At 64.9% G+C, this 26,845-nt stretch carries 31 protein-coding genes; 11 read left to right on the forward strand and 20 right to left on the reverse strand.

Features of this window, described 5'->3' with window-relative positions; all coding sequences use genetic code 11:
• The 20 genes from V5F68_RS06505 to motA all read right to left on the reverse strand — a co-directional run bounded on the left by V5F68_RS06505 (window position 1) and on the right by motA (window position 16,143).
• Entirely contained in the window at window positions 1-735 is a 735-nt protein-coding gene (locus tag V5F68_RS06505; protein ID WP_394013811.1) for a hypothetical protein, read from the reverse strand.
• Window positions 736-737: 2 nt separating this feature from the next.
• Entirely contained in the window at window positions 738-2,417 is a 1,680-nt protein-coding gene (gene fliF / locus V5F68_RS06510) for a flagellar basal-body MS-ring/collar protein FliF (RefSeq protein ID WP_394013812.1), read from the reverse strand.
• 329 nt (window positions 2,418-2,746) lie between these two features.
• Window positions 2,747-3,790 carry a flagellin N-terminal helical domain-containing protein gene (locus V5F68_RS06515; protein ID WP_394013813.1) on the reverse strand — a complete coding sequence of 348 codons (1,044 nt, stop codon included), beginning with the start codon at window positions 3,788-3,790 and terminating at the stop codon, window positions 2,747-2,749.
• A 280-nt stretch (window positions 3,791-4,070) separates the two neighbouring features.
• A complete protein-coding gene (gene fliP, locus V5F68_RS06520; RefSeq protein WP_394013814.1) occupies window positions 4,071-4,880 on the reverse strand; it encodes a flagellar type III secretion system pore protein FliP in 810 nt (269 codons plus the stop codon).
• Between the two features lie 11 nt (window positions 4,881-4,891).
• A complete protein-coding gene (locus V5F68_RS06525; protein ID WP_394013816.1) occupies window positions 4,892-5,335 on the reverse strand; it encodes a flagellar basal body-associated FliL family protein in 444 nt (147 codons plus the stop codon).
• 87 nt (window positions 5,336-5,422) lie between these two features.
• Window positions 5,423-6,169 carry a flagellar basal body L-ring protein FlgH gene (locus V5F68_RS06530; RefSeq protein ID WP_394013818.1) on the reverse strand — a complete coding sequence of 249 codons (747 nt, stop codon included), beginning with the start codon at window positions 6,167-6,169 and terminating at the stop codon, window positions 5,423-5,425.
• Window positions 6,169-6,897, reverse strand: coding sequence for a MotE family protein (locus V5F68_RS06535; protein WP_394013820.1), 729 nt, complete (start codon window positions 6,895-6,897; stop codon window positions 6,169-6,171). Before V5F68_RS06535 ends, V5F68_RS06530 begins: the two co-directional genes overlap by 1 nt.
• Before the next feature lie 264 nt (window positions 6,898-7,161).
• The gene (gene flgI, locus V5F68_RS06540) at window positions 7,162-8,298 is read right to left on the reverse strand and encodes a flagellar basal body P-ring protein FlgI (RefSeq protein ID WP_394013821.1); all 1,137 of its coding nucleotides are present in this window, start codon (window positions 8,296-8,298) and stop codon (window positions 7,162-7,164) included.
• A complete protein-coding gene (gene flgA / locus V5F68_RS06545; protein ID WP_394013822.1) occupies window positions 8,295-8,894 on the reverse strand; it encodes a flagellar basal body P-ring formation chaperone FlgA in 600 nt (199 codons plus the stop codon). Before flgA ends, flgI begins: the two co-directional genes overlap by 4 nt.
• Before the next feature lie 77 nt (window positions 8,895-8,971).
• The gene (gene flgG / locus V5F68_RS06550; RefSeq protein ID WP_394013824.1) at window positions 8,972-9,760 is read right to left on the reverse strand and encodes a flagellar basal-body rod protein FlgG; all 789 of its coding nucleotides are present in this window, start codon (window positions 9,758-9,760) and stop codon (window positions 8,972-8,974) included.
• A 9-nt stretch (window positions 9,761-9,769) separates the two neighbouring features.
• Window positions 9,770-10,114 carry a flagellar hook-basal body complex protein FliE gene (fliE, locus tag V5F68_RS06555; RefSeq protein ID WP_394013825.1) on the reverse strand — a complete coding sequence of 115 codons (345 nt, stop codon included), beginning with the start codon at window positions 10,112-10,114 and terminating at the stop codon, window positions 9,770-9,772.
• Window positions 10,115-10,116: 2 nt separating this feature from the next.
• Window positions 10,117-10,530, reverse strand: coding sequence for a flagellar basal body rod protein FlgC (flgC, locus tag V5F68_RS06560; RefSeq protein ID WP_394013995.1), 414 nt, complete (start codon window positions 10,528-10,530; stop codon window positions 10,117-10,119).
• Window positions 10,531-10,547: 17 nt separating this feature from the next.
• Window positions 10,548-10,928 carry a flagellar basal body rod protein FlgB gene (gene flgB / locus V5F68_RS06565; protein WP_348846268.1) on the reverse strand — a complete coding sequence of 127 codons (381 nt, stop codon included), beginning with the start codon at window positions 10,926-10,928 and terminating at the stop codon, window positions 10,548-10,550.
• A 73-nt stretch (window positions 10,929-11,001) separates the two neighbouring features.
• A complete protein-coding gene (locus V5F68_RS06570) occupies window positions 11,002-11,460 on the reverse strand; it encodes a BspJ family T4SS effector nucleomodulin (protein ID WP_394013826.1) in 459 nt (152 codons plus the stop codon).
• Window positions 11,447-12,523 (reverse strand): flagellar biosynthesis protein FlhB, encoded by a 1,077-nt coding sequence (gene flhB / locus V5F68_RS06575; protein WP_394013827.1) that lies wholly within the window; start codon window positions 12,521-12,523, stop codon window positions 11,447-11,449. Before flhB ends, V5F68_RS06570 begins: the two co-directional genes overlap by 14 nt.
• Window positions 12,524-12,534: 11 nt before the next feature.
• Window positions 12,535-13,569, reverse strand: coding sequence for a flagellar motor switch protein FliG (locus V5F68_RS06580; protein ID WP_394013829.1), 1,035 nt, complete (start codon window positions 13,567-13,569; stop codon window positions 12,535-12,537).
• 12 nt (window positions 13,570-13,581) lie between these two features.
• Complete coding sequence (fliN, locus tag V5F68_RS06585; RefSeq protein ID WP_394013830.1) at window positions 13,582-13,956, reverse strand: flagellar motor switch protein FliN; 375 nt, start codon at window positions 13,954-13,956, stop codon at window positions 13,582-13,584.
• A gap of 60 nt (window positions 13,957-14,016) precedes the next feature.
• Window positions 14,017-14,343, reverse strand: a complete 327-nt coding sequence (locus V5F68_RS06590) for a hypothetical protein (RefSeq protein WP_394013831.1) — start codon at window positions 14,341-14,343, stop codon at window positions 14,017-14,019.
• Window positions 14,324-15,250 (reverse strand): flagellar motor switch protein FliM, encoded by a 927-nt coding sequence (locus V5F68_RS06595; protein ID WP_348846274.1) that lies wholly within the window; start codon window positions 15,248-15,250, stop codon window positions 14,324-14,326. The genes V5F68_RS06590 and V5F68_RS06595 overlap by 20 nt, the downstream gene beginning before the upstream one ends.
• Before the next feature lie 2 nt (window positions 15,251-15,252).
• Entirely contained in the window at window positions 15,253-16,143 is an 891-nt protein-coding gene (gene motA / locus V5F68_RS06600) for a flagellar motor stator protein MotA (RefSeq protein ID WP_348846275.1), read from the reverse strand.
• A gap of 251 nt (window positions 16,144-16,394) precedes the next feature.
• On the opposite strand from motA, the gene flgF reads away from it, so the two are divergent.
• The 11 genes from flgF (at window position 16,395) to fliR (ending at window position 26,830) form a co-directional block, all read left to right on the forward strand.
• On the forward strand, window positions 16,395-17,117 hold the full coding sequence (flgF, locus tag V5F68_RS06605) for a flagellar basal-body rod protein FlgF (RefSeq protein ID WP_394013834.1): 723 nt from the start codon (window positions 16,395-16,397) through the stop codon (window positions 17,115-17,117).
• Window positions 17,118-17,157: 40 nt separating this feature from the next.
• Window positions 17,158-18,480, forward strand: a complete 1,323-nt coding sequence (gene fliI / locus V5F68_RS06610) for a flagellar protein export ATPase FliI (RefSeq protein WP_394013835.1) — start codon at window positions 17,158-17,160, stop codon at window positions 18,478-18,480.
• Window positions 18,481-18,587: 107 nt separating this feature from the next.
• The gene (locus tag V5F68_RS06615; RefSeq protein WP_394013836.1) at window positions 18,588-19,847 is read left to right on the forward strand and encodes a flagellar hook protein FlgE; all 1,260 of its coding nucleotides are present in this window, start codon (window positions 18,588-18,590) and stop codon (window positions 19,845-19,847) included.
• A gap of 37 nt (window positions 19,848-19,884) precedes the next feature.
• Window positions 19,885-21,342 carry a flagellar hook-associated protein FlgK gene (gene flgK, locus V5F68_RS06620; protein WP_394013837.1) on the forward strand — a complete coding sequence of 486 codons (1,458 nt, stop codon included), beginning with the start codon at window positions 19,885-19,887 and terminating at the stop codon, window positions 21,340-21,342.
• 5 nt (window positions 21,343-21,347) lie between these two features.
• Window positions 21,348-22,397 (forward strand): flagellar hook-associated family protein, encoded by a 1,050-nt coding sequence (locus V5F68_RS06625; RefSeq protein WP_394013838.1) that lies wholly within the window; start codon window positions 21,348-21,350, stop codon window positions 22,395-22,397.
• 20 nt (window positions 22,398-22,417) lie between these two features.
• The gene (gene flaF / locus V5F68_RS06630) at window positions 22,418-22,765 is read left to right on the forward strand and encodes a flagellar biosynthesis regulator FlaF (protein WP_394013839.1); all 348 of its coding nucleotides are present in this window, start codon (window positions 22,418-22,420) and stop codon (window positions 22,763-22,765) included.
• Window positions 22,762-23,178: a flagellar biosynthesis repressor FlbT gene (gene flbT, locus V5F68_RS06635; protein WP_394013840.1), complete on the forward strand. Its 417-nt coding sequence runs from the start codon at window positions 22,762-22,764 to the stop codon at window positions 23,176-23,178. Before flaF ends, flbT begins: the two co-directional genes overlap by 4 nt.
• Window positions 23,179-23,236: 58 nt before the next feature.
• Window positions 23,237-23,650, forward strand: a complete 414-nt coding sequence (gene flgD, locus V5F68_RS06640) for a flagellar hook assembly protein FlgD (protein WP_394013841.1) — start codon at window positions 23,237-23,239, stop codon at window positions 23,648-23,650.
• Between the two features lies 1 nt (window position 23,651).
• Complete coding sequence (fliQ, locus tag V5F68_RS06645; RefSeq protein WP_394013842.1) at window positions 23,652-23,918, forward strand: flagellar biosynthesis protein FliQ; 267 nt, start codon at window positions 23,652-23,654, stop codon at window positions 23,916-23,918.
• Between the two features lie 72 nt (window positions 23,919-23,990).
• Window positions 23,991-26,078, forward strand: coding sequence for a flagellar biosynthesis protein FlhA (gene flhA, locus V5F68_RS06650; protein WP_394013843.1), 2,088 nt, complete (start codon window positions 23,991-23,993; stop codon window positions 26,076-26,078).
• Window positions 26,075-26,830 (forward strand): flagellar biosynthesis protein FliR, encoded by a 756-nt coding sequence (gene fliR / locus V5F68_RS06655; RefSeq protein WP_394013844.1) that lies wholly within the window; start codon window positions 26,075-26,077, stop codon window positions 26,828-26,830. Before flhA ends, fliR begins: the two co-directional genes overlap by 4 nt.
• Window positions 26,831-26,845: the final 15 nt, after the last annotated feature.

Raw genomic sequence — 26,845 nt, forward strand, 5'->3', positions numbered from 1 at the left:
TCAAACCTGGATCGTGCGCAGGCGCTCGGACCAGGCGGCAAGCTGCGTTTCCATGAGCGTGTCTCCGGCGACGACGCGAATTTCCGGGCCGTCCTCCTCTTCGAAGGCGAGTCCCGGCATCTCGCCGAGACCGGTCCGCATGGCCTCCAGCAAATCCTTGGGACCGCTAATCCGCACCGCCGCACCGGGGCCGCCGGCGAAGCGAGTGCGCACCAAGGCGCACAGGTCGGTGACCGCCTTGGCGCGGATTTCGGGTTCCAGGAACGGCGTCAGCACATGGGCCACGGTGTCGCCGATGCTGCGTTCCAAAACGCCGATGGCCTCGTGGATTTGCCTGGCCAGGACCTCGCCCTCATCCCGAGCCCAGTCCGCGCGCGCTCCGGCAAGGCGGGCGTCGAATTCGGCGCGGTCCTGGATCCGGGTTTGGGCCGCCGCCTCGTTCGCAGCGGCGAGGGCCGCGCTGCCTTCGCGCCGGGCAAGGGCCACCGCTCGCTCAAGGTCTTCGACCGTGATGCGAGGCGTGGAATCGGGGCGTGGCACCTCGGGCGCAGGTGCGGGGGCCGCAGCTTTCGCCGGCGCTGCCGCCTCCGCGCTGCGCACCGTCGTCGCCGCGCCGACACCGGGCGCCTGCGGACGTGTCATGGTCTCGATCACGCTGGCGGCGCGCGCCTGGGGCGTGCCCGCATTGGCTTTTACGGGACCGAAATGGGGAAGGTGGCGCGACAGAGCGTGCATGGTCAGACCTTCGCCTCCTGATGCAGCCATTGCCGCAGGATCGCCGCCGCCTGGGCCTCATCGAACTCGACGATCTGCTCCAACCGCTTCTGCGGCGAGCGGTTCATGCGGCTCGTCAGATCCTCGATCAGATTGACGGAAGTGGCGGCGATGGCGTCCGGATGCCCCTCGCTCCCCACCTCTGCCGGGAGGCCGGGCGGCCCCGCGACGGCCGGGACGCTCGGAGGAGCCAGCATGGCAGCCTCGATCGCCGATGCATCTTCGGTCTCCGCCTCGATCTCGGGACGGGCCAGGATTGCGCGAACGGCCGGGCGCAGCCCGAACCAGATCAGCAGGCCCGCGACGATCAGGATCGTGACGGCATTGATTAACGTGCCGGCCTGGCGCAGCAGCAGTTCGGTCCAGGGCAGCGGCGGGATCGGTTCGAGGGCGCGGCCGCCGTCAGCGAAGGAGACGGCCGAGACCTTCATCTTGTCGCCGCGCTCCTTGTCGAAGCCCGCCGCCGAAGCGACCAATTGCTCGATCTCGTAAAGCTGCTGCTCCAGCGGCACAGCGTCTGCGCCCTGCGGAGCGGAAGCCATGAGGCGGTCCTTGTTCAGGAGCACCGCGACGGAGAGATTTTGAAGCGAGTAGCCTTCGTGAACGGTCTGAACCGTGCGGGAGGAAATCTCGAAATTCGTGATCTCCTCTTTGTGCGTGTTGTTCTCGTTCGAATCGGCGCTGGCATCGTTATTGGTCTGGGCCGCCGGCACGTTCTGCTGCACCGAGGTGTTCGGCTGCTTCGTGCGATTCTGCGACTGGCCGCTCTCCTTCACCGTGCGGACCGACCGCTCGGATTTGGAGGCGGGATCGTAGATGGTTTCGTGGGTGGTGGTCTGGTCGGTATTGAGGCGCGAGGAGACGGAAATCTCGAAATTGCCGAGGCCGAGATAGGGAGTCAGCGTACGGCGGATTTTCTCTTCGGTCTCGCGATTGACCTGCTGCTGCAGCAGCGACTTGCGCCCTGCGGCCGCGCCTTCGCCGTCGCTTGCACCCAGAACCGCGCCGTCGGTGTTGAGCACCGACACGGTATCGATCTTCATGCCCGGAATCGCCGAAGCCACGAGCCGGCGGATGGCCTGGGCGGTGGAGGCGTCGTCGGAATTCTCGGTGCGGATCACCACCGAGGCGGACGCCGTCTGCTGGTCCCGGCGGAACGAGCCCCGGTCGGGGAGCACAATGTGCACCCGCGCCGCCTTGATGCCCTTCATGGTCTGGATGGTGCGTGCCAGCTCGCCTTCCAAGGCGCGCACGCGGGTGACTTCCTGCATGAACGATGTGAGGCCGAACGAGCGTACGTCGTTGAACAGCTCGTAGCCTGAATTGCTGCTCTGGGGCAGGCCCTTGACCGCCAGCAGCATGCGCGCGCGGGCGGTGTCGGAATGCCCCACCAGCACCGCCGCGCCATCTGCGCTGACATCAAAGGAAATGCCGGCATCCTTGAGGGCGCCGCCGATCCGGCTGACATCCTCGCGGTTGAGGTTGGCATAGAGCGTCTCGCGCTCCGGCTGGCTGAGAAAATACGCCCCGAGGCCCACCACCGCCACGACGGTCAAGCCGATCACGCCAAGCGCGATCAGACGCCGGGCGCCAAGCGCCATCAAGTTGTTCCACAGGGCTGTCAGTTGCTCGCGGCCGATCATCGGCGGGATCTCATCTCGATTGCATCCTGGGGAGCGCCGTGACCGCGCCCCGGTGGGGATCGGACGGAGCCTTCGGCGGAGGTCGATCGGGCACGCGCGTCGGCCGGCTGGCTTCGGCGCTGCATGTGCCTGGCGTGCAATCTCGGGACTTAATCTTGCCTGGACGTTGCAAACACAAAGGCCACGCTCCAGAGGCTGGAACGTGGCCAAGTCGGCCGTCCGGGCGAGGACGACGGAGGAGCTTCAAAACGCGCGGAACACCGCGCAGAAAATGGAAAACCGCGAGCGGGACGGCCGCGCCGGCGAGCGGCGCGGCGTCCCTTAGTGGATCAACGGAACAGCGTCATCACGTTCTGCGTGGAGTTGTTCGCGATGCTGAGGGACTGCACCGCCAGCTGCTGCTGGGTCTGGAGGGCCTTCAGCTTGGTGGATTCCTCTTCCATGTTGGCATCGACGAGCGAACCGATGGAGGAGGTGTTCAGGTCGATCAGGCTCTGGGCGAAGGTCTGCTGCGAGCCGAGGCGGGTCGAGGTGGTGCCGAGGGTGGTGGCGCCATTCTGCAGCTTCTGCATGGTCGCATCGACGATCTTCACATAGGCCTGGATCTTCGCCAGATCGGCGCTGGTGTTGCCCAGGGCGGAGACGTCGAAGTCCTTGATCGCTTCGGTGCCGGTCGTGGCCGTGCCGCCGATCTTGTACTTCGTGTCCATGAAGCCCTTGAGGCTGCCAGCCGCGGTGTCGACGGAAACCGTCGCGCCGCCAGAGACGTTCGCCGCAGTCGCGACAGCCGTCACCGCCACGTCGGTGGTGGAGGAGGTGCCGGACGAAGTGGCCGCGGTCGCCGCGTTGTAGATCGCGAACGCGCCGGTATCGATGGCCGTCGAGCCGACCGTCACGGTGCTGCCGGTGCGGGAGAAGGACGACAGCAGGTTCTTGGTGCCGTTGAAGCCGGAAGCGCTGGTGTCGACGGAGAGCCAGTTGGAGCCGTTCATCACCGAGTTGTCGGAGGTCGTCTTGATCTGGCTGATGAAGGACGAGATTTCCGTCTGCAGCTTGGTGCGATCCACGTTCGGCGAGAGGGCCGCCGTCAGATCGTTCTTGATGCTGCCGAGGGTGGAGATGATGGCGTTCACGCCGCCGCTCGCCGCATCGACCGAGTTCTTGTCGAGGCTCATCGCGTCCTTAACAGCACCGAGCGCGCCGTTGTCGGAGGTCAGGGTGGTGGCGATGGACCAGTAAGCCGCGCCGTCCGAAGCAGAGTTGATCTTCTTGCCGGTGGAGACGTGGTTGTTGGTCGTGTCGAGCGCGGTATTGATGCTCCGCAGGGTCTGCAGGGCAACCATCGCGGAGGTGTTGGTGATCATGCTGGTCATGGCGAAATGTCCCTCGATTGGGTTTGATGGATTTGGTGATTTCGGGGGGACATGCCGGACTTCAACCGGCATGGAAGGGCGGCATCATGCCTTTGGGGCCAATCTCATTTGATCGGCACTCTGCTCGGTCGAGCAGTCAACCTTCCATGGACCAGACACTAGCCCGGCAAGCTTGTGCGAGGCTTGCATCAGGCGATCAGCTTCGCCCATTGTCGAAAAGCAAAAAAAGCGCGCCGTTCGGGCGCGCTTTGGGAGAGGGAAGTTAGGGGAGCGCACAGCGTCAATAGAAGGAGCGCACCAACCCGCTCACAAGGATGTTCCATCCGTCGATCAGGATGAAGAACAGGACCTTGAAGGGGAGAGAGATCACCGAGGGCGGCATCATCATCATGCCCATGGACATCACTAGCGTCGCGACGATCATGTCGATGATCAGGAACGGCAGCACGATCAGAAAGCCGATCTCGAAACCGCGCCGCAGCTCGGAAATCATGAACGCGGGAATCAGCACGCGCATGTCGATTTTCTCCTCCGGCGCGTTCGCGGCCTTCGGTGGGGCGGGCAGGGGCGCGGCGAGCTTGCGGTCCGGCTTCTCGGCATTGGCCTGCGCGATATCCGCAAACAATTGAAGGTCCTTGCTGCGCACCTGGGAGAGCATGAATTCCCGGAAGGGATCGGCGATCCGTGCGATCGCTTCCTGTTCGGTGATCTTCTGTTCGGTCAATGGGCGCACGCCGTCCTGCCAGGCCCGCTCGAAGGTCGGGCCCATGATGTAAAAGGTCATGAACAAGGACAGGCTGATCAGCACGAGGTTCGCGGGCGTGGATTGCAAGCCGAGCCCGGAGCGCAGGAACGACAGGGCGATGGCGAGGCGCGTAAAGCTCGTCATCATGATGAGCAGCCCCGGCGCGACCGAAAGAACGGTCAGGAGCGCCACCATCTGGATGATGCGCCCGCTGGTGCTTCCGCCACCGCTGTCGGGCAACAATTGTTCGAGATTGAGCGTCTGCGCGGCGGCCGGAGTGGCAGTGATCAGGAGCGCGCCCGCAAGCGCAGCGCCGCCGGCGATGAGCAGGGCGCGCGTGGACATGGCCGGCCTGTTCACTGCACCACCAGCGTTTCGAGCACCAGCTCGCTGACCTTGCCCTCGGAGCGGATGCCGGCGCGTTCGTTGAGATCCTCCCGCAGATGCTGCAGGGCGCTTGGACCCTCCAATTGGCTCAGCGAAAGCGTGCGCACATAAGCCATGATGTCTTCGCGAATCTCGCTTGCGGTGAGCTGCGGGTTCGCCAAGGCGCCGGTCTTGAAAATGATCGTGGATTCAAGACGCGCGAAGGTGCCCGAGGGGGCGGCCAGGTTCACCACCACCGGCTTCAGCGCCTGGGAGGAGAGATTGCCGGTGTAGGCGAGCGGCTCCGGCTTCTTTTCCGGCTCAGCGGGGGGCTTGGCGGCGACCACCTTTTCCAAGGTGCCGGCCAGCTGGTAGCCGAGGCCACCGCCCATCACTACGCCGAGGACGGTAAGGATGAGAAGCGCGATAATCATGCCGCCGCCTTTCTTGGCGGGCGCAGCCGCAGGTTCCGCGGCGGCTTTCTTAGGGGGGAGGACGGCCATTTTTTCTGTCTTCTCCACCTAGAAAGGAACGACCATGTCGTAGATGCGCTGCCCCCATGCGGGCTGCTGCACATCGGTCTGCCGACCGCGTCCGGCGTAGGAAATCCGCGCCTCGGCGATCTTGTCGTAGGGAATGATGTTGCTCGCGGAGACGTCGAGCGGATTGACGATGCCGCCGATGTTCAGCACGCGCACTTCGTAATTCACCAGGATTTCCTGCGAGCCGCTGATGACCAGATTGCCGTCGGGCATCACTTCGGTGACCACCACCGCGATGGAGAGGCGCAGCTTCTCCGACCGGTCGATGGTGCCCTTGCCGGTGGTGCTGGTGGAGGAGTTGGTGTCGAGATTGCCGGAACCGGCGGCGGCGTTGGCGCCCTTGCCGAAGCCGGAGAGGTTCAGAGCGGCATCGGCGCCGAGCTTGGTCTTGGAATCGCGCGAGCGGTCGGTCGCATTGTCGAACTGCGCCTTGTCGTCGATGGCGATCGCAACGCGGATGACGTCGCCTACCTTAGAGGCGCGCAGGTCGCGATACATGCTCTGCCCGTTTGCCTGATCCCAGGTCGACCGGAAGGTGCGTTGAGCCGGCTGGCGGAACGCCATGGGCACCGGCTGGCGCGTGGTGTCCAGCCCGGTGCCCACCGGGGTGAGGGCGGGCCCGAAAGCGAGGCTGTCATAGGTGGTCTGGCAGCCCGCCAGCGTGATCGCGAGGCCGAGCGCCGAAACCACGCGCACGATACCCGGCCGATTGGGAAACAGATGCATCAGCTAGCCCGCCCGTCGACCGTGCGGCGGCCGAGGCCGACCATGATGGAGGTGAGCCGGGCCGCGCGAGGCGGGTCCATCTCGTTCAGGATGGCGCTCGCCACGCGCGGGGTCAGCTTCGCCAGCACGGCGGCGGCGGCCTCCTCGCTCATGGCGGAAATCTGCGCAGAGGCGGCATCGGGGCGCATCTGGGAGATCACCGAGATGAGGGAATCGTCGGCCTTCTTCAGGAACACTTCACGGCGCTGCAGCCAGTCCTGGTATTCCGCGCGCTTGGCTTCCAGCGCTGCGATGCGGGCCTCGATATCCTTCTCCATGGCCGCCAGCGCCTCCTTCTGCCGCGCGAAGCGGGCGTCGGACGCGGCGTTCACGATGCTGCGGCAATATTGAATGGCATTGTCCTCGCGCCCCGCATCGGCGATGGCGACTTCCTGCGGCTTGGCAGCCGGCGTGCTCTGGGCATGAGCTTCGCGGCCGACGCCGATCAGCGCGCCGCATAGCATCAGCAACATGGGCAGGGGCAACGAACGGGGGCGGCTCGGCCCCTTCGGGGCGTTGTCGCGCCGCATCAGAATCGCGCCGTCGAGCAATTCGACGAGATAGCGTTTGTCTTCCCGCAGGCGCTTCATTTGCGCCTGGACCAGCAGCGAGATGCAGGCAGCGCCTGTGACGAGGCCGGTCAGGAAAAGCAGCAGAGATGGAAGCAGAGCGGACATGGTTGCGGTCATCGAGCATCCTCCCGTTCGATTGGGCACGGGCTCTGCCGCGGCGGGCGGCCGTTGCCGTCGCCGGCCAGCAGAGGGCGCGGGTTTCAGGATCAAAGCCGGATGTCGCCGTGACAGGCTTTTCGCGCTGTCGTGCGGGTCCCGCAGAATGGTGTTCCATTCTTGCGCGTGGGCGGCTTTGCGCCGCCTCACGTCCCGCCTCTCTCCATGATTCCGTTCTAGGAGGAGTGGCTTGCGCGACGCTGACCGCCGCGCCGCCGTGGCGGCCTACTGGAAGACCAGCTCGGCCTGGAGCGCGCCGGACGTCTTCACCGCCTGGAGGATCGAGATGATGTCGTTCGGCTTCAGGCCGAAGCGGTTGAGCCCGTTGACCAGGGTTTGCAGATTGGTGCCGGAGACGATGCCGATGGGGCCGCCGGTTTCCTGCGCGGTGATGTCGGTGCGCGGCACCACCACCGTCTCGCCATAGGAGAACGGCGCGGGCTGTGACACCACCGGGGTCTCCTGCACCTGCACGGTGAGATTGCCTTGGGTGACAGCGAAGGTTGAGATCTGCACGTTGCGCCCGATCACCACCGTGCCGGTGCGCTGATCCACGACCACCTTCGCAGGCGTGTCGGGATTGACCGTGAGATCGCCCAATTCGGCAATGAAGCGCGCGGGATTGGCCTGCGGCGGACGCTGCACCACCACGGTGCGCAGGTCGCGCTCGCGGGCAAGCGGGCGGCCGTAGCGCTCGCGCGTATAACCGTTGATCACGTCCGCCATCATGGCGGCGGTTTTGAAATCGGGATTGTTGAGATCGATGACGATCTCCGGCAGATCGCGCAATTGGCCGGAGAGCTGCCGCTCCACCAGAGCGCCATTTGCGATGCGCCCGGCCGTGGGCACGCCCTGGGTGAGGGTCTCCGCCTGGCCGGTGATGGCGATGCCGGAGACCAGCTGGCCCTGCGCCACCGCATACACGAGATTGTCGGCGCCGCTGAGCGGGGTCGCGAGCAAGGTGCCGCCGCGCAACGAGGTTGCATCGCCCAGCGAGGCGATGGTGACGTCGATGCGGGTGCCGATGGCGGCGAAGGCGGGGAGATTTGCGGTCACCGCCACTGCGGCGATGTTGCGGGCCCGCAATTGCAGCCCCTGCACATTGATGCCCATGCGGTCGAGCATGGATTGCAGGGCCTGTTCGGTGAACGGGGAATTGCGCAGCGTGTCGCCGGTGCCCTGAAGGCCGATGACGAGGCCGTAGCCGATCAACTGGTTGTCGCGCACGCCCTGGACGCTGGAGATATCCTTGATTCGCGTGCCGGCGGTAGCGGGATCGGCATCTGCCATCCCACCGGTCAGCAAAAGTCCGAGGACGGCCGCCAGATGCAGGAGACCGCGAAGGGGAGCGTGGGTCTTCATTTCATGCTCACGCGCACGGAGCCGTCGGCCTGCACGACTCCGAGGATGGTCTGGCCGCTGTCCATGTTCTTGAGGCGAACAACCGCGCCAGCGACTCCGGATTCCAAGGCGGTCGCATAGCCGGAAATGGAGAGGCCGCCTTCTTCCAGCCGCACCCGCGTCGCGGCGCCCTTGATAACGAGGGGAACCTCGGACACGGAATTGAGCGGGATCGGCTGCCCAGCCACCAGCAGGCGGCGTGCCGCCTTGCCGATCAGCGACGGCGCGCCGGCCATTGTGCCCGAACGGGCGACCGCGGATTGCGGCATCATTTTCTCGGTGAGCATGCCGGCGGTGATGACATCGCCGGGGAAGATCGTCACGGCTGGAACCGGCACGGGAATATCCTCGCTCGCTGCGACCGCAGGGGCGGGCGCGCGCGGCGTGGCGACATCGACGGCACTTGGCAGCGGGGCTGGCGGCTCACGGCCGGCTTCGGCCTGCGCAGCCATGGCGGAGATGGTCTGTGCATGGCCGGCGGCCGGCATCGCGCAGGAGAGCACGAGCAGGCCGAGCGCGGCGAAGCTCGACGGAACGCGGCCGAGCCGGAAAGACATGTGCGCACCTTCGGTGCGGGACGCGCGAAGCGGCGCCGGCGCTTGACGATGTGCGAACACGGAAAACCTCATGACGATCAGCGGATACCCTTGGAGACCGTGCTCGCCATTTCATCAGCGGCCTGGATCACCTTCGAGTTCATTTCATAGGCGCGCTGGGCCGAGATCAGCTCGGTGATTTCCTTCACCGGATCGACGTTGGAGCCTTCCAGATATCCCTGGTTGATGGTTCCGAAGCCCACGTCGCCCGCAACGCTCACCACCGGCTGGCCGGAGGCGGCGGTCTCGCGATAGAGATTGTTGCCGAGCGGGTCGAGGCCTGAATCATTGGCGAAATTCGCCACGCTGAGCTGACCCAGCAATTGCGGATTCTGCTGGTTCGGGATCTGGGCGTAGACCTGCCCGGAATCGTTGACGACGATGCCCGTCGCGTTGGCGGGGAATGTGATGGCCGGCATCACCGCATAGCCGTCGGAGGTGACGAGCTGTCCGGCGGGCCCCTTGTTGAAGGAGCCGGCGCGCGTATAGAGCGTTTCGCCCGACGGACTCGTGACTTCGAACCAGCCCCGCCCGTTGATGGCGAGATCGAGCGGATTGCCGGTCTGCGCCAGGGGGCCCTGGATGTGCAGGTTGCGGATGCCGACCGTGCGCACACCGAGGCCGATGCGCGCGCCTTCGGGAATGGGACCCGCCCCATCCTGGTTGGGCACCCCCTGGGCGCGTTCGGCCTGGTACAGCAGATCGGAAAATTCAGCGCGGGCGCGCTTGAATCCCGTGGTGTTGATGTTCGCGATATTGTTCGCGATCACCTCCACATTGGTCTGCTGGGCGGACATTCCGGTGGCGGCAATGGCTAGGGCGCGCATGTCTTATCCTCAGATCGCCATCCGGCTGATTTCCTGGTAGGCGGCGACAACCTTGTCGCGCACCGCGATCGCAGTTTGCAGGGTCTGTTCCGCCGACATGATTGCCTCGACCACATGGTGAACCGAGGCCTTGCCGGAGATGCCCGAGATCGCCGCTTGCTCGCCCTGCTTCAGGGTGGTCACGGCGTTTGACGACATCTGCGAGAGCATGTCGGTGAAATCGGACGGCGCGGCGCCGGCGCCGGGGGCGACCTTGGACGCCGCCTGCGTCGTCATCTGGGTGTCGGTGCGCGTCGCGCCGAGGCTGGTGCTGGAGGTGCGCGAGAGCGCGCTGAAATTGACTGCGTCGATCATGTTCAGCTCCTCAGGAGATCGATGGTCATCGCCACCATGGAGCGGGCCTGCTTGATCATCTGGAGGTTGGCCTCATAGGAGCGGCCCGCCTCGCGCATGTCGGCCATTTCCAGCAGGGTATTCACGTTCGGCATCTTCACCTGCCCGGAGGCATCGGCGGCCGGATTGCCGGGGTCGTATTCGGTCTGGAACGGCGCGCGGTCGCGGCCGAGGGATTTGACGCGAACCGTCGAGGCGCCGAGCGCGCGGTCCAGTTCGGCGGAGAACTGAACGGTCTTGCGCGCATAGGGATCCGCGCCCGGCGTGTTGCCGGTGGAGCGCGCGTTGGCGACGTTTTCCGCCGCGATGCGCAGGCGGGTCGACTGGGCTTCCAGTCCAGCGGCGGCGATGCCGGACGCCGCCCGCAGCGGATCGATGGTGAGAACGGTCATAATCAGGTCTTCACGCTGGCGAGCATCATGCGCTGGAACGAGCGCACGACATTCGTATTGAGGGAAAAGGCGCGGTTCACCTCATCGGCCTTGAGCATTTCCTGCTCCAGGCTCACGGTGTTGCCGGAATGGTTCACGTCCCAGCCCTCGGCCTTGGAAACCTTGGTGGTCGGCGCCCCGGCATTCGCCACATCCATATGCCGGGCCGATGTGAGGTTCATCGAAAGATGCGTCTTGTCGAGCACGGCCGTGAAAGGCTCCACATCCGCGGCCTTGAAGCCCGGAGTGTTGGCGTTGGCGATGTTTCCAGAAATGGCGGCCTGACGGACCGACGCCCATTGAGCGTGGCGCGATGCGAGGCTGAACAGAAATAGGGGCTCCAAACCGACCTCCCGGATGACCTGTCCGCAAGCTAGGTTCAGAACCTTGCCCCAGGCTGGCGCTTGCCGGTCCCCTCTATTGGGTGACGATCCGCACGTCCTCCAGCGCCGCCGCAAAGCAGGCGAGGTCTTCATCGGGCGTGCCGGCGGCACGGGCAAAGCGGATCGAATCGATATCCACCCCAATGGCGAACTGATCGAAGACCAGCCGGAAGAAGGTGCTCAGGCTGGCGTGATGCAGTTCCAGGCTGAGGCTCATCATTGGCGCAACGCCCCATTCGGCGCAGCTCGTCGCCTGATGGGCGTAGCGCAGGATGCCGGGTTTCAGGGACATTTCCGCGGAAGAGGCGAGGATGTCGGCGATGATGCTTTCCTGCCCCGCGCTGACATAAGACAGCATCAGCCCGGCGTTGGTGAACGCGAGCTCGGTGATGACCTGCTTCAGCGCATTGGCGAGGAGTTTCTCGTACCGCTCGATCTCGGCGTGGTCCAGGCGCTGGATCTCGAGGATGTGGGGGCCGTCACCGGGTCGCATTGGGCTTCCTCGAGTAAATAAAGTAAAGTATTTTCGCCACCGGGCGATAGAATTCGTTCGGAATCCATTGATCGACCTGGACCGCGTCATACATGGCGCGGGCGAGGGCCCTGTCTTCGATCACGGGAATGTCGTTGCGCTCGGCGATCTCGCGGATCTTAAGCGCGATCAAGTCCATGCCCTTTGCCACGACCAGCGGCGCGCCGCCCTTGGCGCGGTCGTATTGCAGGGCAATGGCGTAATGGGTGGGGTTGGCGATCACGAGCGATGCCTTGGGCACGTTGGTGAGCATGCGCTGGCGGGCCCGTTGCTGGGCGAGCGCGCGCATGCGCGCCTTCACCATGGGATCGCCCTCTGCTTGCTTGAATTCGTCCTTCAGTTCCTGGTGCGACATGCGCAGGTCGGCGCGCCAGTGAAACCGCGCCCACACCAGATCCGCTCCCACCAGAGCGATGGTGCCGATGCAGACCGCCGAAACCAGGCGCGTGGATAAGGAGAGCACGACGGAGGGAATCAGCAGCGGATCGGAGAACATCGCGTTCACCATCTGATACTGAAGCGAATACAGCAGAATCGCGCACACAAGGCCGATGACGAAGAACTTGAACAGCGATTTGCCGAACTCGACATGGCCCTGGGTGCCGAAGATGCGCGACCAGCCCGCCGCCGGCGACACACGAGACCATTTCGGCGTGATGCGGTCCAGCACCACGCGCGGCATGTTCTGGAACACGGTCGCCACAACGCCGGCCAGCGCGAGAATGATGACGATGGGCGTGAGAAAGCGCGCCGCCACCATGAGCAGGCCCATCAGCAGATCCACCGCATCGCCGCTCTCATCCAGGCGGAAGCCGCCGGGATCGTCGATGAAGCGCGCGAGGTCGTCCGCGAGCCGGCGCACCGGATTCGAGGCGAAGAACGTCAGGCAAAGGAGGATGCCAACCAGGGAGGCGAACAGCGTCACTTCCCGCGAAAACGGCACATTGCCCTTTTCAACCGCGTCGTTGATCTTCTTTTCGCTCGCCTCTTCTGTCTGGCTCTCCTTGTCCGGGGCTTCAGACATCGGCTGACACCCTAGCGCACATAGGTGTCTTCCTCGTTGCCGGAATTGAGTTCGATTTCGCCGCGTCCCGCCATGTCGAGCGCAAGATCGGTGATGGTGCGGCGGGCGTCATGCACATCGCGCTGGGCCACCGGCTCGCCCCCGCCCAGTTCCTGCTCCACCATGCGGCGCACGCGTGCCCCCAGCGACTGCAGGATGATCTCGCGGAAATCCAGGTCCGTTCCCTTAAGGGCGAGGACCAGCTTGTCGTTGGGCACCTGGTCGAACAGGGCGGTGCGGGCTTTCGGCGTCAGCTTGATGATGTCGTCGAAGGTGAACAGCAGGCCCTTCAGGATCTCGGCGGACTTGGGGCGCGTGGCGGCGAGGCTGTTGAGCACCGTCTCCATGTCATCGCGCTCCATCTTGTTGATGATGTCGGCCATCCGGGCATGCGGATCTGCGCCGGCATTGCGCGAGAAGTTCATCATGAAGTCTTCATGCACGGTCTTTTCGATGACCTGCATGGTATTGTCGACGATTGGCTTGAAGGTGAGCATGCGCCGCATGATGCCGTTGCGCCGGTCTTCCGGGATGAATCCCATCACCTTGGCGGCGCAGGCGGGCTTCACCTTGGACAGCATGAGGGCGGCCGTCTGGGGATGCTCCTTCATGATGTAGGTGGCGAGCACATTTTCCGTGACCGTGGAGATACGATCCCAGATCGAATGGTTCGACGCGCCGCGCAGCTCCAGCATGATCTCGGCGATCTGCTCCGGCGGCAGCACGCCGGTCAGCAGGCGCTCCACGTCGGCCGCCGTGCCCACCAGATTGGCTCCGGCCACGAAATGGGTCGCGAAGTCCTCGATGAGGTTTTCGATCTGCGCATTGCTGACCGGTTTCAGTTCTGCGATCGAGCGCGTGACGAGCTTGATCTCGTCCGCCTCGAAATGCTTCATGATCCGGTTGGCGACCGGCGCGCCCATGGTCATGAGCAGCGCAGCCACCTTGTCGGTGCCGTGCAGCGGCCGGCTTTTGCTTGCCGCGTAGGAGGGGGATGAGGTGGGCATCGTACGGCGCTATCAGGCGATTTCGGGGCCGCTCGGGCCGACGATCTCGGTGAGCGACACGCCGAACCGCGAATTGTCGTCCTCCACCACCATCACCTCGCCGCGCGCGATGACCCGCCCGTTGACCACCACGTCCACCGGCTCGCCGACCCGATGATCGAGCGGCACGATGGCGCCGCGGCCGAGCTTCAGCAGATTCGAGACCGGCATCGAGGCCGAGCCGAGCACCACCTGGAGCAGCACGGGAATCCGCATCACCGATTCCAGGCCACGCCCGGTGGCGAGGGTCTCTTCGCGGACGCCTCCCACACGCGCGAGAAGCGCTTCGTCCTGGGCATTGGCGGTGGCTTCGTTCAGCTCGATTTCATCGACAGGCAGGTTGGCCATGTGAACTCCCCTTTTATGTATTCGTGTGACGAACGATGTATTTCTAAGTAAAAACGGCAATCAGCGGCGGCGGACATCGCCGGACGGCGGACGGGCGCTTTCGCTGGCGGGCCGCCGTCCGCCATCCCGGCGGTCCATTTCGTCGATGAGGGCATGGGCCTGGTCGATCCGGGTGGCGAGCAGGATCAGCGTTTCCTTGCCGTCGAGGTCGAGCGTGACCAGCGCGTCGCGCGCGGCGGTCAGGGCGCGCGAGGTATCCGCGAGCGCGCGCTCGTAATCGGCGTTCAGCACGTCGAGCCGCTTGAGCTTGCGATGGACCATAACCACGCAGACCGTGGTGGCCAGCAGGGCTGCCAGCAGCAGCAGGTCAGCGGGGAAAGAGGTCATTCAGAAACTCCTGTTCTTGGCTGATGAGGTCGTCCACCCGCAGCACGTAGGAGCCTTCCGCCTGGCCGAGGTGGCACCAGAACAGCGGCTGATCCTTGCTCTCCAGCTTGATCCGCGTGCGCGGCGTGGCCTGGAGCTTGATGACCTGGCCGACCTTCAGCTCGGCGATGTCTCCGAGTGGAAAATGCCGCTCTTCCAGGATCGCGCGGACCTTGACCTGGGTGCGATTGACCTCGCCGCGGATCTGCTGCGTCCATTTCGGATCGCGCCCGCTGGATTCGGCGGGCGTCGTGCGCGAGAGGGTCTGGCGCATGGGGGTGAGGGCCGATTGCGGAATGATGACGAACATCTCGCCGCCGCGGTTCAGCGCCTGGAGGAGAAATTTCGTCACGATCGCAAGGTTGTTGCGCCGTCCGATCACGGCGAAATCCATGCGGGTTTCCTGGCGTTCGAACGTGAAGGTGGTGTCGGTGACGGGGGCGAAGCTCGAGCGCAGAACCTTGCTCATCTGCTCGAAGAGCAATTGAGCCACGCGCGATTCGATGTTCGAGAAGCTGCGCTCGTCGTCCACCGGCGGCTCAGAGCCATCGGCGCCGAACAGCACCTCCATCATGGTGAAGATGAAATCGCGGTCGAAGCCAACGATGATGTGGCTGTCCCAGCTCGGTGCGTGGAAAATGCCCGCGACCGCCATGCCCTCGTACATTTCCAGCACGTCGCCGATGCGTCCGCTCTCCACGCTGGAAAGGGAATAATAGGCTTGCGAGGCGGCGAGCGTGCGCAGGCTGTCGGCGCAAAACGTGCTCATGCGGTCGAAGATGACGTGCAGCATGGGCAGCCGGTCAAGCGAGAGCCCGGCCGCGTCCAGCAGCATGTCGCGAATGTCCTGGTGCTTGTGTTCGCTCATGGTCAGGCCGCCTGCTGCTGTGGCGCGGAAGAGGAGGAGGGCGCCGAGGAGATGACCTCGCTCTCGACTTCATCGATGCTCGGCCGGTCGCCTGCGGAAATGGTCTTGCGCCCGTGTTCCAGCGCAATCGGCGGCAGGGCGCCGTTCATGAAGGCGATCAACGTCTGTTTGGTGATGATGAAGGGCGCGCACTGCTTCTCGCGCGTGATCTTCACCTTGTGCGCCAGCGGGCCGAGGATCGCGTAGGACGAATAGATGCCGAAGAATGTGCCGATCAGGGCCGATCCGATATAGTGGCCGAGGATTTCCGGCGACTGGTCGATCGCGCCCATGGCCTTGACGATGCCGAGCACCGCGGCGCAGATGCCGAGCGCGGGCAGGCCCTCGGCCACCGTGCTCAGCGCACCGGCGGGCTTGGTCTTGTGCTTCTTGATGGTGGAGATTTCCTGCTCCATCAGGCCTTCGATCTCATGCGACTTTGCATTGCCGATGATGATGAGGCGGGCATAGTCGCAGATGAACTGCGTCAGCTCCTTGTCCTTCAGGATGGTCGGAAAGTGCGCGAACAGCGTGGACTCGCCCGGATTGTCGATATGGGCTTCCACCTCGTTGCGCGGCTTCTGACGCATGTCGCGCATCAGCGTGTAGAGCAGGCCGAGCAGCGCGATGAAATCCTTGCGCTTGGGGGCGACGCCCATCGCGCCCTGCACCACCGCCTTGCCGGTGTCCTTGATGGTGGACATGGGGTTGGCGATAATAAAGGTGCCCAGGGCGATGCCGCCGATGATCACGTATTCGAATGGCTGCCACACCACATCGATGTGGCCGCCCATGGCCATGAAGCCGCCGAACGTCGCGACGAGGCCTAGGATGATGCCGATCAGGACGCCCAAGGCGCTTCTCCTCCTGTGCTGTTGGCCGGTGGTACGGCGCGTGGATTGCGCGAGGCTGGAGTGTGCTTGTCGGATCTGTTGAACCGGGACGAACGCGAGCACGTGGGCCGCGCCAGAGCGGTCGGCTAGAACGCGAGCGCGCCCAGCAAAGGCTCGAGCAAGCTTCACCGGCGAAGGTCCGGCAATGCGAAGGTCCGGCGGGCTCGATCCGCCGTCGGCCGCCCGCCCGCAATCGCCCCCGGAGGCCGCTCATGTCGTCAAGCGCCTATGTCGCGCTTTCCGCCCAGATGGCGACGGATCGTCGTCTCTCGACCGTCGCTAACAATATCGCCAACGCCAACACGGCCGGGTTTCGCGCCGAGCACGTCCGCTTCGAGTCGCTGGTATCACAAGCGGGCGGACGCTCGGTTGCGTTCACGTCAGCCGGCGAGACCTACACTTCGTTGCGCGCGGGGCCGGTGAGCTACACCGGCAATCCGCTTGATGTCGCCGTGCAGGGCGAGGGCTGGTTCGCCGTGAAGGGGCCGGACGGCACCGCCTATACCCGCGACGGGCGCATGCACCTGGACGACCAGGGCCAGCTGAAGTCGGTCAATAATTATCCGATGCTCGACAATAGCGGCGGGCCGATCACGCTCAATCCTGCCGCCGGGCCGATCGGCATCGGCTCGGATGGCAGCATCACTCAGGGCGGCAACACCGTCGGGTCGATCGGCGTCTTCACCATTTCTCCCGGCGCCAAGCTCAAGCGTGGCGAAAACTGCACCGTTATCCCCGATGGCCCGGCAGAGCCGGTGCGCGATTTCACCCATAACAAGGTCGCGCAAGGCTATGTCGAGGGCTCGAACGTCGATCCGATCATGGAGATGACGCGCCTTATCCTGGTGCAGCGGGCGTTCGAGGAGGCGGCGAGCGCCGTCCAGCAGAGCGAAAACGGCACCGATTCGGCCATTCGCACCCTCGGCCCCACATGATTGCGCCTGCTTTCCTGTCCGCCTGCGTGGGGGCATCGATATGAGCGCTTTGCTGAAGCTGCGCGCGACCCTCGAATCCGGGCTGGAGGACAGTCCCCCGGTGCGCGTCGGTGGCGTCGTGCGGGAGGTGGCTCCCACTCATTTCCGTGTCTGCGGCCTCTCGCACTTGGTGAAGCTCGGCGAGCGCGTCGGCATCGACGTGGACGGACGCATGCGCATCGGCGAGGTGGTGCGGGTGGACGATGCCGGCGCCGTGGTGAAGCCGTTCGATGAGCGCGCGAGCATCGGCGTCGGCGCGACGGCCTATCGGATCGGCCCGCTGACGCTGACTCCCGATCCCAGCTGGAAGGGGCGGGTGGTGAATGCCCTCGGCGTGCCGCTCGACGAACGCGGGCCGCTGATCCGTGGCACGATGCGCATGCCGCTCGATGCCGAGCCGCCGGCCGCCATGAGCCGCAACCGGATCGAAAAGCCGCTGCGCACGGGGGTGCGGGTGATCGATATTTTCACGCCCATCTGCGAGGGCCAGCGCATCGGCATCTTTGCCGGTTCCGGGGTCGGTAAATCCACGCTGCTGTCCATGTTTGCGGGTTGCCAGGGCTTCGATACGGTGGTGGTCGCCCTGGTCGGCGAGCGCGGCCGCGAAGTGCGCGAATTTCTCGAAGGCCCGTTGGCGCCCAATCGCGACAAGGCGGTGGTCGTGGTCTCCACAAGCGACGAGAGCCCCATGATGCGGCGCCTCGCACCGCAGGCGGCCCTGGGCATTGCGGAATATTTCCGCGACCGGGGCGAATCCGTGCTGCTGATCGTCGATTCGGTCACCCGCTATGCCCATGCGGCGCGCGATGTGGCCCTGGCCGCCGGCGAACCTGCGGTGGCGCGCGGCTATGCGCCGAGCGTCTTCTCCACGTTGCCCAAGCTGCTGGAACGCGCGGGGCCCGGCCCGCAGGGCGCGGGCAGCATTTCCGGGGTGTTCTCGGTTCTGGTGGACGGTGACGACCACAACGACCCGGTCGCCGACGCCATCCGGGGAACGCTCGACGGACATATCGTGCTCGACCGTGCCATCGCCGACCAGGGACGGTTCCCGGCCGTCAACGTCCTCGGCTCCATCTCGCGGCTCGCCGATCTGGTCTGGACGCGGCCGGAGCGCGAGCTCGTGCAGAAGCTCAAGGGCATGATCGCGAGGTTCGAGGACACCCGCGACCTGCGGCTGATGGGCGGCTACCAGCCCGGCAGCGACCTCGACCTCGACCGTGCGGTGGATTTGGTGCCGCGCATCTATGACTGCCTGCGCCAGGATCCCCATTCCCCCCCCAGCATCGACCCGTTCCGGGAGCTTGCCGAGGCGATCCAGAGCTGAATCCGGCAGGTTCACACAAGCTAAGTTTGATCAGATGGCCCGAAGGGTGAAGCCTCGCGGCAAGCCCAGGCCGTTCCGGCGTCGCGCCAAACCGAGGACAGAGATACATGAGCCTTTATGGAATGCTGCGCACGAGCGTGTCCGGAATGAATGCCCAGTCGAACCTCCTGGGCACGGTTTCCGACAACATCGCCAATTCCGGCACCACGGGATACAAGAGCTCCTCTACGGAATTCTCCTCGCTGCTTCTGCAGACCGAGGCGACGTCCTACGAGCCCGGCTCCGTGGTCACCGATGTGCGCCACGCCATCGGCCAGCAGGGCAACCTGTCCTATTCCGGCACGTCCACGGACCTTGCGGTGCAGGGCAACGGCTTCTTCATGGTGCAGGACCGCTCCGGTCAAACGCTGCTGACCCGCGCGGGCGGGTTCCAGGTGGATGCCGCCACCGGCAACCTTACCAACAGCGCCGGCCTCACGCTCATGGGCTACGACATCGCCAACGGCAAGAGCCCCAATGTGGTGCTCAACGGCGCCGGTGGGCTCGCGCCGATCAATCTTCAGAACACGAAGCTGGCCGCCAATCCCTCGACGACCGGGGCGTTTGCGGCCAACCTACCCTCCAATGCGGCGGTCGTCGCCGCGCCGACGGCGGGCGCCAATTCCGCAACCTCGTCATTCAGCCAGAAGTCGTCGCTGGTGGCTTATGACAATGTCGGCAATCAGGTGACGCTCGACATCTATATGAGCAAGACCGCGGCTTCGCCGGCCACTTGGGAGGTGGCGGTGTTCAACCAGGCGGACGCTCCCGCCTCCGGAAACTTCCCGTATTCGAGCGCGGCGCTGGCGACCCAGACCCTGGCCTTCGACAGCTACGGCAATCTCACTTCGGGTGGGTCGCTGAGCCTCAATGTGCCGGGCGGCCAGCCTTTGACCCTCGACATGAGCGGCATGACCCAGCTCGCCGCCAATTACACGCCCCTGACCGCGAGCGTGAACGGCAATGCCCCGAGCTCGGTATCCGGCGTGACCATCAATAAGGACGGCACCGTCTACGCCACTGATCAGAACGGACGCCAGTCGGCCATCTTCAAGATTCCGCTCGCCTCCGTGGAGAGCCCGGACCATCTGACCCCGGTGGCCGGCAATGCCTTCATTGCCAACCAGCAGTCGGGTGCGGCCCAGGTGGGCTTTCCTGAGCAGGCGGGTATCGGCAGCGTTATTTCGGGCGCCACTGAGCAGTCCAATGTCGATATGGCATCGGAACTGACGAAGATGATCGTCGCCCAGCGCGATTACACGGCGAATTCGAAGGTGTTTCAGACCGGCACGGAATTGCTTGATGTGCTGATGAATCTGAAGCGGTGAACGTATTTATTCTTCCTCTTGATCTTGTGAGTGCGTCATGAGCCTGACGACGGCGTTCAATACCGCGCAGTCCTCGCTGCTCACCACGGCGACGCAGCTTGCGACGTCGAGCCGGAACGTGGCCGGCGCCGGAGATCCTTCGGCATCCCGCAAGATCACCGTCACCACCACGACGGCGGACGGATCCGCACGCGTGGTCAACATCACGCGCGCCAGCGACAATCTGCTGTATGAGCGCACGCTCCGCGCCACCTCGGCCAGCGCGGGGCAGCAGGCGGTGCTGCAGGGGCTGGGACAGCTTCAGCTCACGGTCGGCGACACCACCTCGTCCACGTCTCCGGCGGCCAAGCTCGGTGCGCTCGACAATGCGCTGAACACCTATGCCAACGCGCCCGACAATACGACCCTCGCAACGGCTGTGGTGACTGCAGCCAAGGATGTGGCCATCGGCCTCAACACCGCGACCATGACGGTGCAGCAATTGCGCGGCACCGCCGACAGCAAGATCGCCGACGCCGTGAGCCAGGTGAACGATCTGCTGACCCAGTTCCAGGCGCAGAACACGGCGGTGGTGGTCGGCAGCGAGAACGGCATCGACGTCACGGATGCCCTCGACAAGCGCGACGCCATCCTTTCCAAGATCGCCGAGAAGATGGGCGTCACCACGGTGACACGCGCCCATAACGACATGGTGGTCTACACGGACAGCGGCGCCACCTTGTTCGAGACCACGGCCCGCACCGTCTCTTTTAAATCCACTCCGGTGTTCGACGCGGCGACCTCCGGCAATTCGGTGTTCGTGGATGGCGTATCGGTCAGCGGTCCTTCGGCCGCCATGCCGGTGCAGAGCGGAGAGATCGCGGGCCTCACGACCGTGCGGGATTCCCTCACGGTCACCTATCAGAACCAGCTCGACGAGGTCGCGCGCGGTCTGGTGGCGACGTTCGCTGAAAGCGACCAGTCGGCGAGCGGCGCGCCGACGTTACCCGGCCTCTTCACTCCCGGCTCGGCGAGCGTGCCGGGTGCGCTGACTCCCGGCCTCGCGGGTGTGATCGCGGTGAATTCGGCGTTCGATCCGACGCTCGGCGGCAGCCCAGCCCTGCTGCGGGACGGCGGCGCCAATGGCGCGGCCTATGTCGTCAATACCGCGTCCGCCGCCGCATACAGCGCCCATCTGCAGGCGACCGTGACGACGCTGGAGGCGGCGCGGACCTTCGATCCCGCCGGCCAGCTATCCTCGAGAACCGATCTTGCGACTTTCGCGGCGGGCTCCGTGAGCTGGCTGGAGGCGCAGCGGCAGAGTGCCTCCGCCGCGTCCGATAGTGCGAGTGCCGTGCTCTCCCAGGCCTCCAACGCCCTGTCCACGACCACCGGCATCAATCTGGACCAGGAATATGCCGCGCAGCTGGAGCTGGAGCGCAGCTACCAGGCCTCCTCGAAGCTGATCGGCGTGGTCGGGCAGCTTTATGATTCCCTCTTTGCGGCCATCAGGTGAATGACATGATGAGCTCTTACATCTCCACCCTGTCGTGGACGAGCGCGGCGCTGAACACGCTGCCGAAGTTGCAATCGGAGGTGTCGAAGGCAAACACCGAGATCGCGACCGGCCGTCATGCCGACGTGGGGCTGACGCTCGGCATCACCACCGGCCGTAGCGTTGACCTGCACACCAAGGAAACCGCGGTGCAGTCGCTGATCGACGCCAACGCCCTGACCACAAATCAGCTCAGCCTCACGCAAAATGCCCTCACCGACATTGCCAATACGGCCAACGGCTTTCTCCAGAGCCTGATGTCCGTGCCCGACACGTCCGGCGGCGCGGCTTCGTTGGAGGCGCAGGGGCGGACCTCCATGAACGGTCTCACGGCGACGCTGAACACCAGCGACGGCAAGCGCTTCATCTTCGCCGGCGTGAACAGCTCGGTAAAGCCGGTGGCAGACTACAGCGCCGCTCCGAAGGCAGCGCTCAACGCCGCCTTTGCTGCCAAGTTCGGGCTCGATCCCACCGATCCGCAGAACGATCCGCAGATCGCGAATATTACGCCCGCCGCGATGTCCAGCTTCCTCGACACCGAATTCGCCAACATGTTCAAGGATCCGGCCTGGGGCACGTCCTGGTCGTCCGCATCCAACGAGAACCTGGTCAGCCGGATCTCGCAGAACGAGCGCGCGACCGTCTCCACCAACGCAAATACGAAACCGATGCGCGAACTGGCCATGGCCTATGCCATGGTGGGCGATCTCGGCATCGGCAAGATGTCGGCCAGCACGCTTCAGGTGGTGCTCGACAAGGCCCGCACGGTGGTGGGTTCCGCGGTTTCCGGCGTCACGGACACCCAGGCGGCGCTCGGCGTCACCCAGCAGCGGGTGGCCAGCTCGAACGACAGCATGGCACAGGTCGTGGCGGCGACGCAGGCCCAGATTTCCGCCCTGGAAGGGGTGGACCCGGCGGAAGCCAAGACGCGCATGGATACGCTGACCACTCAGCTCCAGATGTCTTACGCGACCACCGCTAAGCTCATGCAACTGAGCATTCTCAATTACGTCTAAAGCAGCCGGAGGAGGGCGCGATGTATCGGTTTTCATATGACGAGATCTTCGAGGAATCGGGCGCCGTCACACGCGAGCGCGAGCGCATGGCGCTCGACCATGCGATCGAGCTGCTGACCGTGGCGGCCGACGCCGGCCCCAATTCGCACGAGGCGACCGCCGCGCTCGAATATCTGCAGAGATTGTGGGCGTTCCTGATCCGCGACCTGGCGAATCCCAACAACGAACTGGCGGAAGCGCTGCGCGCGAACCTCATCTCCATCGGCTTGTGGATGCTAAAGGAGGCCGACCAGATCGTGCAGGACCGCTCGCAGAATTTCGCCGGACTCATAGACATCAACCGGACCATCCGGGACGGGCTGAGATGAGCAAGACGATGCAGATCAGCCTGCGGCCGGGAGAGAAGATCTATATCAATGGCGGCGTCCTGCGGGTGGATCGCAAGGTCACGTTGGAGCTGCTGAACGATGTGACCTTCCTGCTGGAAAGCCACGTCATGCAGGTGGAAGACACCACGACGCCACTGCGGCAGCTTTATTTCGTCGCCCAGGCCATCCTGGTCGATCCGGTCAATGCGGCGACCGCACGCACGCTGTTTTTCCAGCAACTGGCGGCGCTGTTCGGCTCGTTCTCCAACCAGACGGTGCTGCTCGCGCTGGATGGGGTCGCTCAGCTGATGGAGGGCGGGCGCACGTTCGAGGCGCTGCGCACCCTGCGCGCCCTGTTCCCGATCGAGGACGAGATTCTGGGACGCGGCGTCCAGCCGCCGCGCGCGGCCTGAAACGGAAGTCGGCCTCGCGCAACCTTCATGGGCCATTGAAGGGGCAGGAGGATCTCAGATGACAGCGATTTCCGGCCTTCAGGGGTCCACGACCGGCCAGACGGCCACCACCTCTTCCTCCACTCCCGCCGGCAAGCCGGCGAGCGTGGATTACAATTCCTTTCTCCAGCTCCTGGTGGCCCAGCTGAAGAACCAGGACCCGACCTCGCCGATGGATTCCACCGCCTATATGTCTCAGCTGGCGTCCTTCTCGCAGGTGGAACAGAGCGTGGCGAGCAACACCAAGCTTGATTCTCTGCTCTCCGCCACGGCGCTGCAGACCGCCGACCGGGCGCTCGGCCGCACGGTGACTTCCGCGGACGGCTCCGTGAGCGGCCAGGTGACCTCGGTGCAGATCACATCCGGCGGTCCCGTAGCGACGCTCTCAAACGGCTCCACCATCGCCCTCGGCGCCGGCGTCACGCTGTCCTGACATGAACCAAGCCGATGCGCTGGACGTGGTCCATGCCGCGATCTGGACCATCATCGTTGCCGCCGGCCCGGCCGTCGCGGCGGCGATGATCGTCGGCATCGTCATCGCCTTGCTTCAGGCGCTGACACAGATCCAGGAGGTCACGCTGACCTTCATTCCCAAGATCATCGCGGTGCTCGTGGTCTCCGCGCTCACCGCGTCCTTCATGGGCTCGCAGATCCTCGCCTTCACGGAAGGCATCTACGGCCGCATCGCAACGGGATTCTAAAACTATCGCACGGCGCCCGGACTGCCCGCAGCCGGATGCGCCTAGCTCGCCTCGGGGGAGGGGCGCCAGACGATGTCGGACGTTCCGGTGAGGGTCGCAGCGGTGCCGCCGCAGTCACGGCGCGATATCGGCTTTGCCATTGGCATCGTCACGATCCTGGCGATCCTGTTCGTCCCCGTCCCGCCGTTCCTGATCGACATCGGGCTCGCGCTCTCCATCGCCCTGGCCGTGCTCATCCTCATGGTCGGTTTATGGATTCAGAAGCCGCTCGACTTCTCCGCCTTTCCCACCGTTCTGTTGCTTGCGACCATCCTGCGCCTCGCGCTCGGGGTGGCGACGACGCGCCTCATCCTTGCCCATGGATCTGATGGGGTGAACTCGGCCGGGCACATCATCCACGGCTTCTCGCAACTCGTCATGAGCGGCGATTTCGTCATCGGCATCGTGGTCTTCATGATCCTGGTGACGGTGAACTTCCTCGTCATCACCAAGGGCGCGACTCGCATTGCGGAAGTCGGCGCGCGCTTCACCCTCGATGCCATCCCCGGCAAGCAGATGGCGATCGACGCCGATCTTAACGCCGGCCTCATCACAGACAAGGAAGCGCAGCTGCGGCGCTCCGAGCTGGAGGAGGAGAGCGCCTTCTTCGGCTCCATGGACGGCGCCTCCAAATTCGTGCGCGGCGAGGCGGTGGCGAGCCTGATCACCATCGCCGTCAATATCTTCGGCGGCATCATCATTGGCGTGACGCGCCACGGCCTGCCGCTCTCCGAGGCGGCGGATATCTACACCCGTCTCTCGGTGGGCGACGGGCTGGTGTCGCAAATTCCGGCGCTGATCGTGTCGCTTTCCGCCGGCCTGCTTGTGTCCAAGGGTGGAACGCGCGGCCGCGCGGAAGTCGCGGTGCTCGGACAGCTCGGCGCTTATCCGCGCGCCCTGTTCGTTTCCGCCGGCCTGATGTTCGGCCTCGCGATCATGCCCGGCCTGCCGTTTGTGCCGTTTGCGCTGCTGGGCGCGACGATGGCGTTCGTCGGCTATTCCATCCCCCGCAAGCTGGCGCGCAAGCGGGCCGAGGAAGAAGCCAAGCAGCAGGAGAGCGACGAGCAGGCGGCGCGCGAGGCGCAGAATTCGGTCAAGGAATCCCTGCGCACGGCGGAAATCGAGGTCGGCATCGGCAAGCAGCTCTCGGGCCAGGTCCTGCGGCTGCCGGTGGAGGTGCAGAACCGCATCGCGAAGATGCGCCGCAAGTTTGCCCTGCGCTACGGCTTCGTGGTGCCCGACATCCGCATGACCGAAAGCCTGAGCGTTCCGGCCAAGAATTACCAGATCCGCATCCACGGCACCGTGGTCTCCTCGCAGGAGATGCGCATCGGCGAACTGCTGGTGGTGCTGGGCGACGGGGAGCGGCCGGACGTGCCGGGCGACGACACGCGCGAGCCCGCCTTCGGCATGAAGGCGATGTGGATCCCCGAGGCCTATGCCGGCGAGGTGAAGCGCGAGGGCTTCTCGCCCATCGACAATATCAGCGTGATCCTGACCCATCTCAGCGAGGTGATCGCTAACAACCTGCCGCAGCTCCTGTCCTACAAGGACATGCGCAACCTGCTCGACCGGCTGGATCCCGAATATAAGCGCCTGATCGAGGACATGTGCCCGGCCCAGATCTCCTATTCCGGCCTCCAGGCGGTGCTGAAGCTGCTGCTTGCGGAGCGGGTCTCGATCCGCAACCTGCACCTGATCCTGGAAGCGATCGCCGAGATTGTCCCCCATGCCCGCCGCTCCGAGCAGGTGGCCGAGCATGTGCGCATGCGCATGGCGCAGCAGATCTGCGGCGATCTCGCCGAGGGCGGCGTGCTGCGCGTGCTGCGGTTGGGCGGCAAGTGGGATCTCGCCTTCCACCAGAGCCTCAAGCGCGATGCCAAGGGCGACGTGGTGGAGTTCGACATCGACCCGCGCCTTGTGGAGCAGTTTGGCATGGAGGCTGCCACTGCGGTGCGCGAGCATCTGCGCGAAGGCCGGCCGTTCGCCCTGGTTACCGCTCCGGACGCGCGCCCCTATGTGCGCATGATCATCGAGCGCATGTTCCCCGCGCTGCCGGTGCTGTCGCACGTTGAAATTGCACGCGGGGTGGAGGTTCAGTCCCTCGGGACCATCTCGTGAATGCCTTGGCCGCCGAGGGCGTGATCTCGGCGTTCCTTATCTTCTGCCGCATCGGCGGGTGCCTGATGCTGATGCCCGGCGTGGGCGGACGGCACCTGTCTCCCCAGTTCCGCCTGTTCCTCGCCATCGGCCTGTCGCTGGCCTTCGTGCCCATGCTCCAGCCGGGCGTCGAGGGATTCGTTCGCGGGGCGAGCGCCTTCACCCTGCTCGGCGCGATCGCGTCGGAAACCGCGACCGGCGCCATGATCGGCCTGCTGGCGCGGATTTTCTTCCTCGCCCTGCAATCCATGGCGAGTGCCATCGCCCAATCAATCGGCCTCGCCTCCATGGCCGGAACGATGATCGAGGATGACGAGATGCTGCCGCCCATCGCCACCCTGTTCGCCTTCAGCGCGATGACCCTGCTGTTCGTCAGCGACCAGCATCTCGAACTGGTCCGCGCACTGTTCGACAGCTATCGCCGCCTGCCGCCCGGCACCGTGTTCACGGCGCGCCTCGGGCTGAGCGACGTGGTGGACCAACTGACGACCGCCTTTCTGCTCGCTCTGCGGATCGCGAGCCCGTTTATCGTCTATTCCATCATCGTCAACTTTGCGGTGGGCATCACCAATAAGTTCACGCCTCAGCTTCCGGTCTATTTCATCGCGACGCCGTTCGTCACCGCCGGCGGCATGCTGCTGCTCTACGCGATCATGGACCAGTTGCTCGCCGGATTCATGATGGCGTTCAGCCAATGGCTGGCGGCGGGATAGGGAGCGCGCAGGGAC

This window comes from Roseixanthobacter pseudopolyaromaticivorans, from assembly GCF_043195145.2.
Lineage (GTDB): Bacteria > Pseudomonadota > Alphaproteobacteria > Rhizobiales > Xanthobacteraceae > NCEH01.

Excerpts from the sequence above, each read along its gene's own strand:
- V5F68_RS06505 (WP_394013811.1), bottom strand. The coding sequence starts at position 735 with ATGCACGCTCTGTCGCGCCACCTTCCCCATTTCGGTCCCGTAAAAGCC.
- fliF (WP_394013812.1), bottom strand. The coding sequence starts at position 2,417 with ATGATCGGCCGCGAGCAACTGACAGCCCTGTGGAACAACTTGATGGCG.
- V5F68_RS06515 (WP_394013813.1), bottom strand. The coding sequence starts at position 3,790 with ATGACCAGCATGATCACCAACACCTCCGCGATGGTTGCCCTGCAGACC.
- fliP (WP_394013814.1), bottom strand. The coding sequence starts at position 4,880 with ATGTCCACGCGCGCCCTGCTCATCGCCGGCGGCGCTGCGCTTGCGGGC.
- V5F68_RS06525 (WP_394013816.1), bottom strand. The coding sequence starts at position 5,335 with ATGATTATCGCGCTTCTCATCCTTACCGTCCTCGGCGTAGTGATGGGC.
- V5F68_RS06530 (WP_394013818.1), bottom strand. The coding sequence starts at position 6,169 with ATGCATCTGTTTCCCAATCGGCCGGGTATCGTGCGCGTGGTTTCGGCG.
- V5F68_RS06535 (WP_394013820.1), bottom strand. The coding sequence starts at position 6,897 with ATGACCGCAACCATGTCCGCTCTGCTTCCATCTCTGCTGCTTTTCCTG.
- flgI (WP_394013821.1), bottom strand. The coding sequence starts at position 8,298 with ATGAAGACCCACGCTCCCCTTCGCGGTCTCCTGCATCTGGCGGCCGTC.
- flgA (WP_394013822.1), bottom strand. The coding sequence starts at position 8,894 with ATGTCTTTCCGGCTCGGCCGCGTTCCGTCGAGCTTCGCCGCGCTCGGC.
- flgG (WP_394013824.1), bottom strand. The coding sequence starts at position 9,760 with ATGCGCGCCCTAGCCATTGCCGCCACCGGAATGTCCGCCCAGCAGACC.
- fliE (WP_394013825.1), bottom strand. The coding sequence starts at position 10,114 with ATGATCGACGCAGTCAATTTCAGCGCGCTCTCGCGCACCTCCAGCACC.
- V5F68_RS06570 (WP_394013826.1), bottom strand. The coding sequence starts at position 11,460 with ATGCGACCCGGTGACGGCCCCCACATCCTCGAGATCCAGCGCCTGGAC.
- flhB (WP_394013827.1), bottom strand. The coding sequence starts at position 12,523 with ATGTCTGAAGCCCCGGACAAGGAGAGCCAGACAGAAGAGGCGAGCGAA.
- V5F68_RS06580 (WP_394013829.1), bottom strand. The coding sequence starts at position 13,569 with ATGCCCACCTCATCCCCCTCCTACGCGGCAAGCAAAAGCCGGCCGCTG.
- fliN (WP_394013830.1), bottom strand. The coding sequence starts at position 13,956 with ATGGCCAACCTGCCTGTCGATGAAATCGAGCTGAACGAAGCCACCGCC.
- V5F68_RS06590 (WP_394013831.1), bottom strand. The coding sequence starts at position 14,343 with ATGACCTCTTTCCCCGCTGACCTGCTGCTGCTGGCAGCCCTGCTGGCC.
- V5F68_RS06595 (WP_348846274.1), bottom strand. The coding sequence starts at position 15,250 with ATGAGCGAACACAAGCACCAGGACATTCGCGACATGCTGCTGGACGCG.
- flgF (WP_394013834.1), top strand. The coding sequence starts at position 16,395 with ATGTCGTCAAGCGCCTATGTCGCGCTTTCCGCCCAGATGGCGACGGAT.
- fliI (WP_394013835.1), top strand. The coding sequence starts at position 17,158 with ATGAGCGCTTTGCTGAAGCTGCGCGCGACCCTCGAATCCGGGCTGGAG.
- V5F68_RS06615 (WP_394013836.1), top strand. The coding sequence starts at position 18,588 with ATGAGCCTTTATGGAATGCTGCGCACGAGCGTGTCCGGAATGAATGCC.
- flgK (WP_394013837.1), top strand. The coding sequence starts at position 19,885 with ATGAGCCTGACGACGGCGTTCAATACCGCGCAGTCCTCGCTGCTCACC.
- V5F68_RS06625 (WP_394013838.1), top strand. The coding sequence starts at position 21,348 with ATGATGAGCTCTTACATCTCCACCCTGTCGTGGACGAGCGCGGCGCTG.
- flaF (WP_394013839.1), top strand. The coding sequence starts at position 22,418 with ATGTATCGGTTTTCATATGACGAGATCTTCGAGGAATCGGGCGCCGTC.
- flbT (WP_394013840.1), top strand. The coding sequence starts at position 22,762 with ATGAGCAAGACGATGCAGATCAGCCTGCGGCCGGGAGAGAAGATCTAT.
- flgD (WP_394013841.1), top strand. The coding sequence starts at position 23,237 with ATGACAGCGATTTCCGGCCTTCAGGGGTCCACGACCGGCCAGACGGCC.
- fliQ (WP_394013842.1), top strand. The coding sequence starts at position 23,652 with ATGAACCAAGCCGATGCGCTGGACGTGGTCCATGCCGCGATCTGGACC.
- flhA (WP_394013843.1), top strand. The coding sequence starts at position 23,991 with ATGTCGGACGTTCCGGTGAGGGTCGCAGCGGTGCCGCCGCAGTCACGG.